Raw genomic sequence first — 18171 nt, 5'->3', positions numbered from 1 at the left:
TTTTTGGTGATTGAATAATGGATATTATCGCGATAAAAGGGAGGCTGCCGGTGATATGGAAAACAGACTGTTCTCTTGCGGCATAAGCATTTTATGAATATTCTCCGCCGTTTTTCTGCCCAATGCGATGGCTTTCACTACAAGGCTGGCGCCCATCACGGCATCGCCGGTGGCGAAAACTTTATCAACAGAGCTAAGGTGTTGCTTGTCGACTGCCACATTTCCCCGGACATCGTAATTGACGCCTAATTCATTCAGTAAGCCTTCCTGTACCGGGTGGACAAAACCGAGTGCCAGCAATACCAGATCGGCTTTCAAGACCTCTTGTTTTCCAGTGGGAACCATACTGAAACGGCCGTTCCCGTCTTTTTCCCAACTCACCTCTTCTACCAATGCCTCTTTTACTTGTCCGTTTTCCCCGCTGAACTTCAATGTGTTCAATTGCCAACGCCGCTCACAACCCTCCTCATGCGATGACGAGGTCTTTAATACCTGTGGATAGGGACTTGGCCACGGAGTCGCTGGATTATGTCCCGCGGGTGGTTTGGGCATGATCTCGATCTGCGTCACGCTTAAAGCGCCCTGCCGTATCGATGTGCCCACGCAGTCGGAGCCGGTATCGCCCCCACCGATCACCAGCACATGCTTCCCTTTTGCCGATATTTGTTCGGCAGTATCGGGCTCTTCTTTCTGCAGGATACGGATCTGTTGTGAAAGGAAATCCATGGCGAAATGGATCCCTTTCAGATCACGCCCCTCCGGTGTGATATCCCTCGGTTTTCCGGCGCCTACAGCCAGACAAATGGCATCGTACTCCTCCATGATCTCTGCCCCGGAGATATCTTTCCCTACCTCCGTATCGGTTCTGAATTCAATACCTTCTTCCATCAGCAGCGCCAGTCGGCGGTCGATCACCTGTTTGGCCAGTTTGAAGTTAGGGATGCCATATCTGAGCAGTCCGCCCGGGCTGTGATCTTTCTCGAAGACGGTGACAGAATGTCCTTTTCGGTTTAGTTGCTGGGCGGCAGCCAGCCCAGCCGGACCGGAGCCGATAACAGCTACTTTCTTACCAGTCCTCCGCTTCGGCGGATGGGCTTTGATCATCCCTTCCCTGAACGCTACTTCGGTGACAGAAGCTTCATTCTCACGGATGGTGACCGGCGCCTCGTGCAGCGCCAGTACGCATGATTTTTCGCAGGGTGCGGGACAAACCCGCCCGGTAAATTCGGGGAAATTATTGGTTTCCATTAATACTTCGACACCCTTTTTCCACTCGCCTTTGTAGATGTGATCCTGCCATTCGGGCATTTTGTTGCCAAGAGGACAAGACCAGTGGCAGAACGGGATACCGCAGTCCATACAGCGTGCTGCCTGCAACTTACGGTCTTCCCTGTTGAGGGTCTGTTCTACCTCGCTGTAGTCATATATTCTGTCGCTTACGGGACGATAACCGGCATCTTTCCTGGGTATCGTCATAAATGCTTTTGGATTTCCCATGTTCTTTTTTTGTTTGATAATGCAATTAAATCATCCGACTACCGATGTTGTGTGACCCATTTTAACTCACATGAGCTAAAAGAGTAGAACTCGCTTCGCTTCAAACAGCTCCTCTTTTAACGCTCCATGCGAGTTATGGGTGCCCCGCACAACATCTAAAGGTCTCCGGTTTAATTGCATACATTTTGTCGAATATCCTGTTAATAGTCTCTTTCGACCACGGCGATCTTTTCGTTCAATGCCGCCATCTTCTTTTCCTGTAGCACTTTCTTATATTCAATAGGTACTACTTTGATAAATTTAGTCACGTAAAATTCCCAATTATCGAGGATTCGTCTGGCTATCTCGCTATTGGTATATTGAGCGTGTTTGGAGATCAGGTTTTTCAATTCCCTGATGTCGGACATCTCTTCCAGCAGCGTCAACTCCACCATTTCCATATTGCAGTAAAAGTCGAAATCACCTTTTTCGTCCAGGACATAGGCAATACCGCCGCTCATGCCGGCCGCGAAATTCCTCCCGGTGCTGCCGAGCACGACCGTACATCCGCCGGTCATATATTCGCAGCAATGGTCACCGGCTCCCTCCACCACGGCGGTGGCCCCTGAGTTCCTTACGCAAAAACGCTCACCGGCTATACCGCTGATAAATACTTCACCTGAAGTAGCTCCGTAGAGTGATGTGTTACCACAGATGATGTTCTCCTCCGATTTGAAGTTGCTGCCTTTGGCCGGTGCTACGATAATACGTCCCCCGGATAAACCTTTACCCAGGTAATCGTTACAGTCGCCATGAAGGTAGAAAGTAACCCCGCCTGCCAGGAATGCGCCGAAGCTCTGGCCGGCTGATCCTTCAAAATAGGCTGAAATAGTGTGTTCCGGCAACCCTTTTTGTCCGTAGCGCGCTGCAATGGTGCCCGACAGCATGGCGCCCACCGCCCTGTCGGTATTTTTTATGGCCGCCTTGATGCCGACGGACTGTTGTCGCTCAATAGCCGGAAGCGCTTCGGAGATCAGCATGCGATCCAATACATCATCGATCTTGTGATGCTGGATAGTCGTTCTTCTGATAGGGAGAAGGTCAGCTTCTTTCGGGAAGTAGATGATCCTTGCCAGGTCGATCTTTTCAGTCTTGGGTAGTTCCGGAAAATTTTTGCGTTGGAGCAGGTCGGACCGGCCGATCACTTCATCGAGTGACCTGAATCCCATTTCTGCCAGTTGTTCCCGGGTATCCTCTGCCAGGAAGCGGAAGAAGTTGACGAGGTACTCATGTCGTCCCACGAATCGTCGCCGCAGTTCTTCGTTTTGGGTGGCAACACCCACCGGACAGGTATTGAGATGGCATTTGCGCATCATTACGCATCCCAGTACGATCAGCGCGCTGGTGGCAAAACCGAACTCTTCGGCACCGAGCAGTGCAGCCATTATAATATCGCGTCCGGTTTTCAGTTGTCCGTCGGTCTGCAATGTGACCACTCCGCGTAAATTATTCGCAACCAATGTCTGTTGCGTTTCCGCCAGGCCGATCTCTAACGGTAATCCCGCGTGTTTGATGGAACTGGCGGGACTCGCGCCGGTGCCTCCTTCCGCACCGCTGATCACGATCAGATCCGCTTTGGCTTTCGCCACGCCGGCGGCAATGGTACCGACACCGCTTTCCGATACCAGCTTCACACTGATCTTCGCGTTCGGGTTCACGTTCTTGAGGTCGAAGATAAGTTGCGCCAGATCCTCAATAGAGTAAATATCGTGATGGGGCGGGGGAGAGATCAGGGTGATACCGGGAATGGAGTGCCGCGTCCGGGCAATAATCTCGTCCACCTTGAATCCTGGTAACTGTCCCCCTTCACCCGGTTTTGCCCCCTGGGCGATCTTGATCTGCAGCTCATCGGCATTGACGAGGTATTCTGTGGTAACTCCGAACCGGCCGGAAGCGATCTGTTTGATGGCGCTCCGGCGTGACAGGCCATCGGCCTGCGGGTGGAACCGTTCGGGATCTTCACCCCCTTCACCGGTATTGCTGCGTCCACCGATAATATTCATCGCTATCGCCATCGCTTCATGCGCTTCCTTACTGATGGAGCCATACGACATGGCACCGGTGCAGAATCGCTTCATAACGTTCTCTGCAGGTTCTACTTCGGAAATATCGATAGGATTGCGTGTATAATCAAGCAGGTCGCGGATAAAAGCCGGCTTCTCTTTATTGTCTACCAGCGCGGTATACTCCTTGAACACAGCGTAATTGTTCGTCCGGGTGGCTATCTGCAGACGGGCGATGGTTTCCGGATTCCAGGCATGAAATACTCCGTCATTCCTGTAGGCATAATTCCCTAAGTTTGGAAGATGGAATGGCTCGCTGTCGTCGTTGTAAAACGCTTCGAGGAACGGTTGCAGTACTTCCTGGGCCACATCCTCCATGTCGATCCCTTCGATCTTTGATGAGGTTCCTTTAAAATAGCTGTCCAAAAGGGAAGAAGAGATGCCGATGGCTTCGAAGATATGCGCACCCCGATAGCTCCGCAGGGTGGAATTACCCATTTTGGAAAGCACTTTCAGCAATCCCTTATTGACCGATTTGATATAGTTTTTCTTTGCTGTGGGCAGGTCGAGCGCGATCTCGCCCGCTTTTATTTTTTCCGCAAGGATGGCAAAGACCATATAGGGGTTGATGGCATTGGCGCCAAACCCGAATAACAGGGCGAAATGCATTACTTCGCGTGGTTCGGCGCTCTCCACCACAATATCGATCTGCATCCGTTTGCGTTTCTCCACCAGGTAATGGTGTACGGCGGATGTGGCGAGCAGGGAAGGGATAGGTGCGTGTTCCGTATCCACGCCTCTGTCGCTCAGTACGATATAATTTTTGCCTTCATCAATCGCCTTTTCGACGGAGAGACACATCTGTTCCAGTGCTCTGCGCATGCCTTCTGCACCACTTTTCGGATCGAACAGCATAGGGATAATGGCAGAGGAGAATCCCTTGTACCGCAGGTTCAACAGGATATCGAACTGGGTATTGGTCAGGATCGGGCTTTTTACCTTCACGATACTCGATAGTGCGGGTATATCTTTGAGGAGATTTTGGTGTACAGCGCCCAGGTAGCCGGTCAGCGACATCACCAGTTCTTCCCGGATCGGGTCGATAGGGGGATTAGTCACCTGTGCGAACTGCTGTCGGAAGTAGTTGAACAGGCGTTGCGGCTTATCGGACAGTGCCGCCAGCGTCACATCGTTGCCCATGGAGGAAACGGGTTCCTTCCCTTCCAATGCCATGGGTTTGATCAGTACGTCGAGATCCTCCACCGAATAGCCGAATGCTTTCAGCAGGGCTTCGTAGTTCCTGACATTGTTGTTCACGCTTCGTCCCGAAGAGATATCATCCAGCTTGAGGCAGTTCCTGCTCAACCATTCACGGTAGGGAAATGCGTTTGCCAATGTCTCTTTTAACTCTGCATCGGAATAGATGGTACCGGTCAGCGTATCGATCATCATCATCTTTCCCGGCTTCAACCGTCCCATCTGTTTGATATCGGATGGCTCGAAAGTGAGGGTACCTGTCTCGGATGCCATGATCATGATACCGCTGTGGGTAATGGTATATCGTGCCGGCCGTAATCCGTTGCGATCAAGCATTCCGCCTGCGTAACGCCCGTCGCTGAAAATAAGCGTGGCCGGTCCGTCCCACGGCTCCATCAGCATGCTGTGGTATTCATAGAACGCTTTTACCCCGTCGGGGATAGGATTCTTCTCGTTAAAGCTTTCCGGAACCAGCATTGCCATAGCGTGCGGAAGCGATTTTCCGGACATCACAAGGAACTCCAGCACGTTGTCGACAGAGGCGCTGTCGCTCATATTGGGCTGTACTACGGGATAGAGCTCTTCCATATCGGGGAACACTTCAGACTGCAAGACGCTCTCACGGCTCTGCATCCATTGCCGGTTGCCGCGGATGGTGTTGATCTCGCCGTTATGCGCCAGCATTCGGAACGGTTGCGCCAGATCCCAGGTGGGGAATGTGTTGGTGCTGAACCGGGAATGTACCAGTGCGATCCGGCTCGTGAAATTGGGGTTGGTGAGATCCGGGAAGTACTGACGAAGTTGTATCGACGACAACATCCCTTTATAGATCATCTGCCGGGTGGAAAGGCTTACTATATAAAAACTTCGCTCTTCCGCTATAGCCGAGGCATAGATGACTTTCTCCACTCTTTTTCTCAGGATATAGAGCTTTCTTTCCAACTCCTCGGGCGTGAAATGGCCGGAAACGAACAGCTGTTTGATCACCGGTTCGTTGGCAAGGGCGATCTCTCCCAGGCAACCGCTGTTGACCGGTACATCTCGGATAAAGAAAAGTGAAAGATCTTCTTCATAGGCTTTCTCTTTAATAACGTAGAGGCAATATTCTCTCTTTTCTTCTTCCCGTGGCAGGAAGACGAGTCCTGTGCCGTACCGCCCTTCCGGCGGAACTGCAATTCCCTGAAGAAGGATGAACTCATGCGGGATCTGTACCAGTATTCCCGCACCGTCACCGGTGATGTTGTCGGCACTTTCGGCACCCCGGTGCACCATATTTTCCAGCACCTGCAGCCCTTTCTCCACAATGTCGTGAGATTTCTCTCCCGTCAATGTCATTGCGAGGCCGACGCCGCAGGCATCATGCTCGTTCTGAAACGAGTAGAGCGACTCTTTTTCGAATTGCCGGAGGTTTTTGAATATATCTTTCTGTCCCATTTTGCGTCTTTTTTAATTTTGAGCCAAAGTTTTGAGCCAAAAAAATAGCAGATAATCACTTACCTGCTATTCAAATAAATGTGAAAATTACATTTGAAGTTGTGAGGCTTAACTTATGAATAACAGTTCTCTATATTTCGGCAGTGTCCACATCTGATTATCCACGATCAGTTCCAGTTTATCTACATGATAGCGGATCACATTGAAATAGACCTCCACCTTGTCGTGGTAAGCTACGGCTTTCTCGCGGGCATCCTCCAGTTTATTGGCCGCTTTCCGGGCTTCCACCATATCGTCTACATTCGTTTTTATCGCCGAGATATGGTCTGCGATCTCCTCAATGAGCGCAGCATCTTCCTTCGACAGCCTGTCGGCTTTTTCCTTGTCGAAGACGGCATACATTTTATATATATTGTCGAGCAACATCGATTGGTACTCCGTGGCGACCGGGATGATGTGGTTCATACTGAGGTCGCCCAGCACGCGTGCTTCTATCTGTATCTTCTTGGTGTAGGTTTCCCATTTCACCTCGTTACGGGCATGCAGTTCCTTTTCATTCAGCACGCCGATGCTTTCGAACATTTCTACCGATGCATTCGAGGTATATCTGTCAAAGATCACGGGAACGCTGGTTTCACAGTCGAGTCCGCGCTTTTTGGCCTCTTCTTTCCACTCTTCGCTGTAGTTGTTACCGTTGAAGCGAATGGGTTTGGACTCCTTGATATAGAGGCGGAGCGTGTCGAAGATAGCCTGTTCTTTCTTCATCCCATTTTTCATTTTTGCATCGATCTCTTTCTTGAAGTCGATCAACTGGGCGGCCATTGCCGCGTTCAGCGCAGTCATCGCCGATGAGCAGTTGGCTAATGATCCGACGGCCCTGTATTCGAACCGGTTGCCGGTAAAGGCGAACGGTGATGTACGGTTCCTGTCGGTATTGTCGATCAGCACTTCAGGAATGTGGGCAATTCCTAATTTCATCTGTTTAAGCTCGTCCACGGTGATGTCGTCATCTTCGGAACTCTGTTCGAGTTTATCGAGTACGGCTGAAATCTCTGTCCCGAGGAAGATGGAGATGATGGCAGGCGGTGCTTCGTTGGCTCCCAGTCGGTGCGCATTGCTGGCGGACATGATGGAGGCTTTCAGCAGGCCATTGTGTTTATATACTGCCATCAGCGTGTTCACTAAGAAAGTGACGAACAGCAGGTTCTCATTGGCGGTCTTGCCGGGGGTGAAAAGGCCGATACCAGTATCTGTGCCTAATGACCAGTTATTGTGCTTGCCCGACCCGTTTATACCGGCGAACGGCTTTTCGTGCAACAGCAGTTTAAAATGATGTTTGGCGGCAATCCTGTGCATCAGCGTCATGACCAGCAGGTTCTGGTCGACTGCCAGATTGGTTTCACCATAGATAGGTGCCAGTTCGAACTGGTTGGGTGCTACCTCATTGTGGCGGGTTTTTAACGGAATGCCGTACTTATAGGCCTCCAGTTCCACCTCACGCATGAAAGCAGCTACACGCGGAGGGATTGCTCCGAAGTAGTGGTCTTCCAACTGCTGGTTTTTGGCGCTCTCATGCCCCATAAGTGTACGTTCGGTGAGGCTGAGGTCGGGCCGGGCGGCATACAGTGCCTGGTCCACCAGGAAATACTCCTGTTCCCATCCGAGGTATGAGTATACCTTTTTTACATCGGGATAGAATAGCCTACACACCTCCACTGCCGCCTTGTCGACTGCCGAAAGCGATTTCAGCAACGGAGTCTTGTAGTCCAGTGCTTCTCCTGTATAGGAGATAAAAACGGTCGGGATACACAATGTATCGTCAATAATAAAAGCGGGCGAAGAAGGATCCCATGCGGTATATCCCCTTGCCTCGAAAGTATTGCGGATACCGCCGCTGGGGAAACTTGACGCATCGGGTTCCTGTTGTGCCAGCAGTTTGCCGGAAAATCTCTCAATGATACCTCCGTCAGGGCCGTTTATATAGTCAATAAAAGAGTCATGTTTCTCGGCAGTACCTTCGGTAAGCGGCTGGAACCAGTGAGTATAATGGGTGGCACCCATCTCCATGGCCCACATTTTCATGCCGGCCGCCACGTGATCGGCAATCCCCCGGTGTAACGTAGTGCCCCGGTCGATCGCTTCCAGTACTATATTCATTGTCTCTTTGGAGAGATATTTGGACATCTGTGTCCGGTTGAATACATATTTACCGTAATACTCGGAAGGAAGTTGTGTCGGGGGCGTCACTTCTATAGGCGTTCTCTTCGATGCTTCTTCTACTGCTTTAAAACGTAATGTTGACATAATAGAACTAAATTTGATAAATGGAGGCTTTTACGCCCGTAATTTTATATTTGAGTAAACAATCTGCTGCAAAAATAATCAATTTGTTTGACAATCCAAATAAAAACGATAAAAAAGTTATATTTTTCGATAAAAATTAACTTTATGATTGTTTTGTTGATATTTCTGTATCAAAAATACACAAATGATGCTGTTTTGAATTCCACTTTCATATTGAATGATGGAAATTCATTGCAAAAGTAACCATTTTGAAAATGAAATAGCTGTTTTTAAGGAAATTCTCTTATAGGAACAATGAAAATAAAATATTCCAACAAAAATACCCGTTTCCCGAAGATTAACAACGGAAACGGGTATTGTAATAGGTTTTTAAACCGCCTGTTCTATGATGAATAGGTGTGAATACTTTGCTGTGCTGACGGGAGGTAGTTGACACCGTACCAGCAAACCTGCAACAGGATAAATGCAATGATCAGTAAGATCATCGAGGTTTTATCCGATGAACTTTTCTTCAAACGGTAATGGATATAAAGCAGGTATCCCATCCATGTGGCGGCTGCCCAGGTCTCTTTCGGATCCCAGCTCCAGTAATGTCCCCAGGCTATTTTTGCCCAGATGGCCCCTATCAGCATGCCCAGCGTAATACAGGCGATACCGGCGTAGACCAGACTGTCGGTCATTTCCATCAGGTGAGCTTTATTCTTGATCTTCTTTTCCCTGACCAGATAGTAGATGGCGACCAGTGTTGCGGCACCCAGGATGGCATAAGAGAACATATAGATAATGACGTGTGGTGCGAACCAGGGGCTTTGCAGCGCCGGCATAAGTACTTTGTTATGGATATCGGGCTTTACGATATTCACAATGATAAAAACCGTGGAGAGTACAGTGGTGAAAGAGAGTATCCATTTGTAGTTCCACCGAAGATAGGTGAGCAATCCGGCTACGGGCAGGAAAAAGGAATACCAGAGCCGTGTTTCACCCATGGTGCGTAGGGGCGGACGTTCAAGCGACATCCACAATCCGGCGATGAAGATTGAGAATACAATCAAGCCTAATGTGGTTAGCAATGCCGGCCACAACTTACGCTTACTTCCGTAGGCAAGGGCCGCACCGCTGCCCCAAAGCACCACGGCGCTTACTGCAAAATATATAAATGAATCCCAGGTCATGATGCTTTCTTTTTAGGTCCGGCAATAAACAGGAAGAGCGCTCCGGCCAAAAGCATAAAAATGCCTGTGTAGACCACTTTTAACCAGGGGTCACGTACCAGTTCAAAGACGGATGTGTCGGAATATTTACCTTTCGTGTCGTCGTAACTGTACTGATAGATCATCCAGTCTTCAACCTGTAACGGTTTGTTGACTTCGATCACCGCTTCTTTTGTAATTCCGCTTTCGGTAAAGGCGGTCACATGCGAACTGTATTTTTTTACCTCCTGTACCGGCATAGCTACACTTGTTTCTTCATCGATTTGTAAAAAGATGTGGGGAAAGAGGTAGCTGCCGTTACTGACCCATCCCTCTACCGGTTGTGCCAGGCCGGGTTTGTCCGCTTTTACCTTGATGGCAGTGGTGGCTCCTTCCATCATCATGGGAACCACATTCATGAAGGTGGAATCCCTGAAGATGGCTGCGTGCGGCAGATAGTCCGTTATTTCGAGAGTGACACCTGCCAATTGGGTAGTTTTACCTATCCCTTCAAACATGTAACTTTCGGGGCGGGAGGCGGGCAACATCTTTCCCGTTTCGTTTTCGATAATGACCAGTTTCGGTTCGTACTCCTCTATCATAAAGGTATCCAACTGGATGGCTAAAGGCAGTTCCTTTATTTCACCCGTTTTCAGGTTTCCGCGCCATTCTACCTGTCCTTCCCGGATGGTCATTGTAAGCCGTTCCATATCGGCGCTACCCAATATTCCACCTAAAAGGGCGATAAACAGCCCGAGATGGTTCAGATAAAAGCCGATTTCACGCCAGGTCTGTTTCCGGGTTGTCCTTCTTAATGTGGTAAGCCCGAGGATGCTCAGATTGTAAAAACAGAGCAATACGAACGGCCATGAAGTAGTCATCTGATACCAACCGAGAGAAGTGAAAGGGTGGGGAGGTAATTGTCCTTTTTCCGTACCGGCAGCAAACTGGGGGAGAATCCCCAAGATCATGGCAAGTATGAGTAGGATGACTAATGCCGGGATGGTGGCATATACACTTGACAGCCATCTGACCACCCGGCTTTTCCCGGACAGGAAATGAACAGCGAGAAGCCCTGCAACGAACAGGGCTCCGACAATAGTGTTAACGGGGGAAGCAAAAAGGGCGGTCTCGATATTTCCGGCGGCAAATTGCAGGAGTATTCCTGATAACAGGACACCTGCCGCCACGATAAAACCTTCCGCATACCCCCATGGGTGCTCCCAAATCTTACGGGAAGTATTTTTATTCATTATATTTATAAGTCGTATTAATTGCAACTAAATCAATTGGCTGACGATATTTTGTGACCCATTTCATCACTTATGAGCTAAAAGAGTAGAAGTCGCTTCGCTAACTACTCTTTTTATGCTCATCGCGAGATATGGGTCCCCACAAAACATCTATAGGCCTCTGCTTTAGTTGCAAAAGAGCCTCAGTTCAAACTCACCAGGCGGTTGTTTGCTCTTGCCGTCTCAAGCCATTGGGGAACGATAGTCTCCTGGAATTTCTGCTTGTTGGCTCTTTCCTTGTCCATATCGAGTCCTATATAGGCTTGTGCCTTCTCTTTCGTGGAGATGTCAGGCAGGGGTACATTACCCGTGAAGCCGAGTTCAGCCAGTACTTTGGAGATTTCGAACCGGGCTTTGTGTGCACGGTCCAACCCCATGGAGAGAATACGCTGGAATTCCACCGGGGAGTGGAATGATCCGCCGTGAGAAGCAACTGCGTAATCCCAGCGCCATTGCGCCTGACGGATCAGTTGAAGGGCATTATGCATTTGTGTTTCAGAAGCACCTTTCTCCCATGCGAATTGGGCTTCCAAGTGTGCTTTTGAGAGTTCCTCCTCCACTAAGTTCCGGATCTGGTTTGCGCTACGCTGCCTTTCATAGACGGCATTCCTGAGATCTTCTTCCGACTCCCTGTGGCACACCTGGCAGGTATTGCTGATATTGGCAAGGGGGCTGATTACATGGTGGTCGCTGTATTTTATGCCGCCCTCGGAAATATAGGGCATATGGCAATCAGCACATGATACGCCGCGCTGGGCGTGTATTCCTGTCTTATAGATTTCGTAATCGGGATGTTGTGCCTTGATGATGGGGGCTTTACTCAGCGCGTGCGTGTAATCGGCGAACCCTATACTGTCATAATACTGTTCTGCTCCTTCCATGCTGGTGCCATTGTGCCAAGGGAAGATGAGGTATTTGCCTTCGGGCGTGAAATAATATTCCACATGGCATTGTGCACAAGCCAGTGAGCGCATATCCTGATGGGTGGCTTCCCTGATATCCATACCCATGTTCTCGAAACCTTCTATCAGTGCAGGGCGGCTGATTTTCAGATCCATGGTTTCCGCATCATGGCAATCGGCACAACCTATAGGATTGACCACCTCGTGTCCCCAGTGTGCCCAACTCTCTTTGTAGAATTCGGCAATTCCTACCGAGTCCATCAGGCGTGGTACATCGGGACTTTTACAAGTCCAGCAGGTAGCAGGTTGCGGTCCTTCGTCGGGTGTCATGGGTGCGCCGGTGCGCAGTGTGTGATGTACATCTGCGACTGCGTGCTTGTGGCCTCTCGGTGTACTATAGTCTTTTGCAAAAGCATAACCGGCCCAAAGGATCACCATTTCAGGGCGTTCTGCAAGTACATCCACCGCACTGCTTCCGTTAAACTCACTCTGGAAAGTGGTATCGGCAGTTTCAGCCCAGGTTTCATATTGACGCGGATAATTCACCGCGAATATTTCACTTCTCGACTCAATGCCTGTGATCTCCACTTTTCTGTTGTTCATCACGCTTGCTATCTCGGCTCTTCGCTGTGTGATGGAAGCCGCCAGCATTCCCAGCAGGAATACCACTCCCAGGGTAGAGAAAAATAGTAACCACCCTACCCACGGTTTCATCTTGTTATCGTTTTTGCTCTTCATACTTATATGAAATTACCAATTATCAATTACTAATTACCAATTTTATAGAAATTCAAGATTCATTATTCTTGACTTCTTCACTTTTAACTATTCACATTGGCACATCATCACATCAATAAATCAACACATCGTCAATCCTTCTTCATCATATTGTGCAGCCAATCCGGGACATTGCTTTTCGGCATCGGTACCCGTGCATTGGGTGTTGATGAGAGCGATCGGCTGCGTGTGTGGGGAACATCCCTGTGGCAGTCCCAGCAGGTACTCCCACCCATTTCCTTGGTGTCCTTGAAACCCATACGCCCTGTTTTTATAAACTCGGTATTGAGTTGCGTGTGGCAACGGATGCAGTTATCCATGATTACCTGAGAACTTGCCTCGATGGCCTGGATAGCCTGGTCCTCACCACGTATTGTGAAAATGGCTGAATGGCGTAATCCGTCGACCGCCTTGAAATAGTATCCTTTCAGCTTGTTGTCCTGCGGTACGTGGCAATCGTTGCAAGTAGCGTTTCGTCCGTGAGAACTGTGCATCCAGGTGGCGTAGTAGGGACCCATGATATGGCAGTTCACGCAGGTGGCGGGGTCATCGGAAAGATAGCTGTATGCCCGTGACGTGAAGAAGGTATAGATAAACAGACCCACGAAGGCACCACTAATGATGAAGGCCGGATATCTCCATCCTCCGCGCGGCCGAATTTCGTTCCAGAAGTTTCTAAGTTTGCCCATGGTCGCACTTATTAAAGATATTCACTAACAAAGAAAGAGATAATATTCCCAAAAAAGTGTAATAATTATGACAATTGGGAAAAATAAACTATATTCGGGATTCAATTACATTAGACTATTTCTATACTCGGCATAGATAAAACAAGTTTTACCTCTGCTCTCGCTTAACGAAATAGTTCAATTACATTAGACTATTTATACAATATGGAAGGACGACACTTTGATAACCATCATACCGGAATGATCTTTCAATGCCCGTTGTGCAATTCTGTGCCGGAAGATCAGCGTGAAGATTTTATGCGGGACGTACGCTTTTCTGTAAAAAACTATCAGAAAGGCGATGTGATCGTTACTCAAGGGACCCTTTATGAGTCGCTCTATATCCTGATCAGGGGAGAGATCGTGACGGAGATGGCTGATGAAAAGGGCGATTTCATGAAGGTGGCGCATATCAGCGCACCCAATCCGTTGGCTACGGGTTTCCTGTTTGCTACCAACAACCGGTCGCCCGTCTCCGCAATATGTAAAATGCCTTGCACGGCAGTAGTCATTCCCAAAGAGAATGTCTATTTCCTGATGAGGAAGTATGAATCGTTTATGCTGGCTTTTCTATCCTATATTTCCAACAGGGTCTCGTCCCTTTCTGAAAAATTGAGGCTTGTCTCATTGCGTACCATCCGTGCAAAGCTGGCCTATTATCTGCTGAAAGAGTCGGCCGGTGAACCATCATTCCGGTTGAAAGCCTCCAAGGAGGAGATTGCCCGCCTTTTCAGTGTTTCACGTCCCGCATTGGTAAAAGTGATGATGGAGATGGCTGCGGAAGGTATTATTGAAGTGGATCGGAGGGATATCCTTATCAAAGACAGGATAGCGCTGCAAAAAATGTTTTAAAGAATTGGGCGGTTACCCTTGGGGATTTGCCCGGAAAACGGCCATCATCGGATGGAAGGCTGCAAAAAAATAAAACAAAACGGAATAATTATACTCACTGATAACTGATGAAAATGAATTTTGAAGCTGTAATTTTTGATCTTGACGGTACATTGGTGGATTCTATCGAAGATATCGCTGAGTCGATGAACAGGGTATTGTCCGAGAACCATTTTCCCGTGCATTCGTTGGCTGCATATAAAACTTTTGTGGGAAGGGGGCTCTTGAATCTTACCCGTGTATCACTGCCTGAGACCGTACAAGACGAAAAAACAGTCGTAGCGTGTTATAACCGGATGCTGGAAGTATATAATGATTATTGTACTGAAAAGACAAAACCCTACGAGGGGATCATACCATTGCTGGATGAACTGAAATCACGTGAACTGAAACTCGCTGTTTTTTCGAACAAAGCGGATAAATTCACCAAAAAGATCGTGCAGACGTTGATGCCCGGTTACTTCGATATCGTAGTTGGAATGACAACAGAAGATCTCAAAAAACCAAATCCTGCATGTGCGTTGGAAATAAGCGAACATTTCGGAGTGCGCCCTGAAAACATCGTTTATCTGGGAGATACCGGGATCGATATGCAGACAGCTCGCAATGCGGAAATGTATGGAATAGGGGTGCTTTGGGGGTTCAGGACAAAAGAGGAACTGGTCTCTGCCGGGGCTGAAGCCATATTGAGCCATCCTCTGGATTTGATTGGATTACGATTATAAACTATCCGTTGTTGATTACCTGTTTTTGCCTTAGTCAATATAATGTCTGTTCAATCAAAATGTAATTTTTATTGTTCTTGTTTAAGTTTCTCCCGGCATATATATTTTTTCATCTTCGAAACAATTGCAGTGGAAAATACTATTTGCTGATTTTTAGTAAATTTGTATACAGCAATCATAATATTTAATATGGATATTGTTCAATTAAAAGGGAAAGACAAGCAGCTTTATTCTTTGGTGGCACACCTTGTAATGGATGAGGAGGTGATCGGTTACAATCTGAACTATCCCTATAAGACGTCGTCCGATTATGTATGGTTCGTGGCTACGGAGAATGGCATCACCCTTGGTTTTATTCCGGTTAAATTGGAAGAGGGTAAAGCCAAGATAAATAACTATTACGTGGCTGACGATAACAGTGCGGTTTTCTCTGCATTACTGAAAGAAATTATCAAGGTGCTTTCATCTGATTTTGAGATTGAATCGGTCGTACAGATACGACATATTCCCGAATTTGAAAAGAACGGATTTGCGGTTGTTCTCTATTGGAAAAGGTATGTGAAAATGAAGGTATTCTGGGATGAAGAAGAACGTGTATGAACTGGCCATGCTGCGGATAAAGATATTATTCAATGAATTCGATAATATCTATGTGTCTTTTTCCGGCGGGAAGGATAGTGGTGTGATGTTGAACCTTTGTATACAATATATAAGGGAAAACAATCTGAAGAGGAAGATCGGAGTCTTCTTTATGGACTATGAAATACAATATAGTGAAACGATTGCGTATGTCGACAGGGTATTGAAAGCAAATACCGATATTTTGGAAGTATACCGTGTATGTGTACCTTTCAAAGTGACTACTTGTACATCGATGCATCAGGCTTACTGGCGTCCATGGGATGAAGATTGCAAAAATTTCTGGGTAAGGGATATGCCGGAAGGTAGTTATAAGAAAGAAGCTTTTCCGTTCTATCATCCTGCCATATGGGATTCGGAATTCTATATACTTTTTGCCCAATGGTATCATTTGCAGAAGAATGCAAAGAAAACCTGCTGTTTGGTCGGTATACGTACTCAGGAGAGTTCCCATCGATGGAGAACTATCTATGGTAAGCGGAAACACCATATGTTCCGTAACCTGAAGTGGACAAAACAGTTATCGAAGGATATTTATAATGCCTATGTGATACATGACTGGCAGATGACGGATATATGGACAGCCAATGGTCGTTTCGGTTGGGACTACAACCGTTTGTATGATCTCTATTATCAGGCCGGTGTTCCGTTGGACAAACAACGTGTAGCCAGCCCTTTCCTTCTGGCGGCACAGGAGAGCCTGCATCTTTACCGTGCTATCGATCCCGATATGTGGGGTAAAATGATATGCCGTGTGAACGGTATCAATTTCACATCTATTTATGGACATACCACCGCCGTTGCACAGAGAAAGATCAATCTCCCCGCAGGGCATACATGGGAAAGTTACATGCATTTTCTTTTGTCTACCTTACCGGAAGATATACGGCAGAATTATTTGGATAAACTTTCAGTGAGCATTAATTTTTGGCGAAAACGAGGCGGATGTCTTCCGGAAACGACGATAAAACAATTACAGGAAGTTGGTATCGATATAGAGGTATTGGATCATACCAATTATAAGACGGACAAGCGTCCGGTCAGGATGGAATACCAAGATGATCTCGATATATCAGGGTTCAAGTATCTACCCACCTTCAAGCGGATGTGTATATGTATCCTCCGGAACGACCACTTGTGTAAATACATGGGATTTGCCATGACGAAGAAAGAACTTGCACTCCGTAATAAAGTAATGGATTTTTATCAAGGTATTTATAATACATGAATGACAAACAGAAATATACAAGCCCGGTGTATGCCGTAAAGGCTGTGCCGGTAGAGAAGGTAGAAGCGAATGCATACAATCCCAATGTTGTTGCCCCGCCTGAAATGGAGCTCCTCGAATTATCGATATGGGAAGATGGTTATACCATGCCATGCGTATGTTACTATCTTCCGGAAGAGGACAAATATGAACTGGTGGACGGGTTCCACCGGTATCTGGTGATGAAAACATCAAAACGTATCTATGAGCGGGAAAAGGGATGTTTGCCGGTAACAGTGATAGACAAAAACCTCTCAAATCGTATGGCTTCGACCATCAGGCATAACCGTGCCCGGGGAACCCATAGTATTGAACTGATGACCAATATTGTGGCGGAGCTCAAGAAAGCGGGTATGAGTGATGCCTGGATCATGAAAAACATAGGGATGGACAAAGACGAATTACTTCGTTTCAAGCAAATCTCGGGTTTGGCAGCATTATTTTCCGATAAAGATTTCAGTATACCTGAACATACCTGAACTGAACAAAATCCCAATACTCACTTTATCTTCATCCCATTCAACAACTCTTTGATTTCAGGAGTTATCCGATAGCTTTCACGTGCTTTCCGGATGGCCTTGTTATGCACAAATTTGGAGAAAGTCTTTTGTTCGAGATAGGACAGGGTTTTATCATAAAACTTGACCAGTCCCACGCTGAGTGTCCAGGCAATAGCCATATCCACATAATACTGTCCTTGCGGAACTTCCGACAGCTGTTGCAATGTCCTGTCTATATATTTCTCATCCATATAGTGACACATCAGCAGGATCACGAAAAAACGCTTGGTGAATTCCCCTTCGTCGTTTTTCAGTGGCAGGAAATGTTCCAATACTTCTTCCGGATATTTTTTGAAGACCCTGAAGGCCGAGGTGAGCGTATCTACATGTGCCCAATGGTCGAATCGAAGGATCAACGGATCCATATACCTGAACACGGTTTCCAGCCGAAATTTGTTCAAATTGCCTAATACTAAACCGTAAAGCAGCACATGTTCGTAGGTGGTGAACTCCGCATTTTCCAGATAGGTCTCAATCTCAGGTTCTCTGGATAGTTCCTTTGCCAGTTTTTTCAGTGCCGGCATACGGATTCCCCGTATTTCATAATTCGTCGGGATCAGTTTTTCATTGAAAACCTTGTAATCGGTTTCCGCCAATAGCTGAAACTGTTGGTTTATTTCTGCATTTCGAATCATACGTTCGGTAAATAACTTTATATCTGCAAAG

Annotated in this window: 13 protein-coding genes; 5 read left to right on the top strand and 8 right to left on the bottom strand. The window is 47.5% G+C overall.

The features are described 5' to 3' along the window. Nucleotides 1-24: 24 nt before the first annotated feature. The 7 genes from F597_RS0106210 to nrfH all read right to left on the bottom strand — a co-directional run bounded on the left by F597_RS0106210 (nucleotide 25) and on the right by nrfH (nucleotide 13384). Nucleotides 25-1497 (bottom strand): glutamate synthase subunit beta, encoded by a 1473-nt coding sequence (locus F597_RS0106210; RefSeq protein WP_019538862.1) that lies wholly within the window; start codon nucleotides 1495-1497, stop codon nucleotides 25-27. A gap of 200 nt (nucleotides 1498-1697) precedes the next feature. After that, entirely contained in the window at nucleotides 1698-6230 is a 4533-nt protein-coding gene (gltB, locus tag F597_RS0106205) for a glutamate synthase large subunit (protein ID WP_019538861.1), read from the bottom strand. 108 nt (nucleotides 6231-6338) lie between these two features. Continuing rightward, nucleotides 6339-8534: a glutamine synthetase III family protein gene (locus F597_RS0106200; RefSeq protein ID WP_019538860.1), complete on the bottom strand. Its 2196-nt coding sequence runs from the start codon at nucleotides 8532-8534 to the stop codon at nucleotides 6339-6341. A 383-nt stretch (nucleotides 8535-8917) separates the two neighbouring features. Beyond that, nucleotides 8918-9706 carry a cytochrome c biogenesis protein CcsA gene (gene ccsA, locus F597_RS0106185; RefSeq protein ID WP_019538856.1) on the bottom strand — a complete coding sequence of 263 codons (789 nt, stop codon included), beginning with the start codon at nucleotides 9704-9706 and terminating at the stop codon, nucleotides 8918-8920. Beyond that, nucleotides 9703-10977: a cytochrome c biogenesis ResB family protein gene (locus tag F597_RS0106180; protein ID WP_019538855.1), complete on the bottom strand. Its 1275-nt coding sequence runs from the start codon at nucleotides 10975-10977 to the stop codon at nucleotides 9703-9705. The genes ccsA and F597_RS0106180 overlap by 4 nt, the downstream gene beginning before the upstream one ends. A 182-nt stretch (nucleotides 10978-11159) precedes the next feature. After that, on the bottom strand, nucleotides 11160-12656 hold the full coding sequence (gene nrfA / locus F597_RS0106175) for an ammonia-forming cytochrome c nitrite reductase (protein WP_026327182.1): 1497 nt from the start codon (nucleotides 12654-12656) through the stop codon (nucleotides 11160-11162). A gap of 131 nt (nucleotides 12657-12787) precedes the next feature. Then, complete coding sequence (gene nrfH / locus F597_RS0106170) at nucleotides 12788-13384, bottom strand: cytochrome c nitrite reductase small subunit (RefSeq protein ID WP_019538853.1); 597 nt, start codon at nucleotides 13382-13384, stop codon at nucleotides 12788-12790. 204 nt (nucleotides 13385-13588) lie between these two features. Here nrfH and F597_RS0106165 point away from each other — a divergent pair, with 204 nt between their 5' ends. The 5 genes from F597_RS0106165 to F597_RS0106140 all read left to right on the top strand — a co-directional run bounded on the left by F597_RS0106165 (nucleotide 13589) and on the right by F597_RS0106140 (nucleotide 17424). After that, the gene (locus tag F597_RS0106165; RefSeq protein WP_019538852.1) at nucleotides 13589-14275 is read left to right on the top strand and encodes a Crp/Fnr family transcriptional regulator; all 687 of its coding nucleotides are present in this window, start codon (nucleotides 13589-13591) and stop codon (nucleotides 14273-14275) included. A gap of 113 nt (nucleotides 14276-14388) precedes the next feature. Beyond that, nucleotides 14389-15039, top strand: a complete 651-nt coding sequence (locus F597_RS0106160) for an HAD family hydrolase (protein ID WP_026327181.1) — start codon at nucleotides 14389-14391, stop codon at nucleotides 15037-15039. A gap of 189 nt (nucleotides 15040-15228) precedes the next feature. Beyond that, the gene (locus F597_RS0106150) at nucleotides 15229-15639 is read left to right on the top strand and encodes a hypothetical protein (protein ID WP_019538850.1); all 411 of its coding nucleotides are present in this window, start codon (nucleotides 15229-15231) and stop codon (nucleotides 15637-15639) included. Continuing rightward, the gene (locus F597_RS0106145) at nucleotides 15620-16906 is read left to right on the top strand and encodes a DUF3440 domain-containing protein (protein WP_019538849.1); all 1287 of its coding nucleotides are present in this window, start codon (nucleotides 15620-15622) and stop codon (nucleotides 16904-16906) included. Before F597_RS0106150 ends, F597_RS0106145 begins: the two co-directional genes overlap by 20 nt. Next, nucleotides 16903-17424 (top strand): IbrB-like domain-containing protein, encoded by a 522-nt coding sequence (locus F597_RS0106140; RefSeq protein ID WP_019538848.1) that lies wholly within the window; start codon nucleotides 16903-16905, stop codon nucleotides 17422-17424. Before F597_RS0106145 ends, F597_RS0106140 begins: the two co-directional genes overlap by 4 nt. 20 nt (nucleotides 17425-17444) lie before the next feature. Here F597_RS0106140 and F597_RS0106135 read toward each other — a convergent pair whose 3' ends face one another. Next, nucleotides 17445-18140, bottom strand: a complete 696-nt coding sequence (locus F597_RS0106135) for a DNA alkylation repair protein (protein ID WP_026327180.1) — start codon at nucleotides 18138-18140, stop codon at nucleotides 17445-17447. Between the last annotated feature and the right edge of the window lie 31 nt (nucleotides 18141-18171).

This window comes from Proteiniphilum acetatigenes DSM 18083, assembly GCF_000380985.1.
GTDB lineage: Bacteria > Bacteroidota > Bacteroidia > Bacteroidales > Dysgonomonadaceae > Proteiniphilum > Proteiniphilum acetatigenes.
This window is presented reverse-complemented; position numbering and strand designations above follow the sequence as displayed.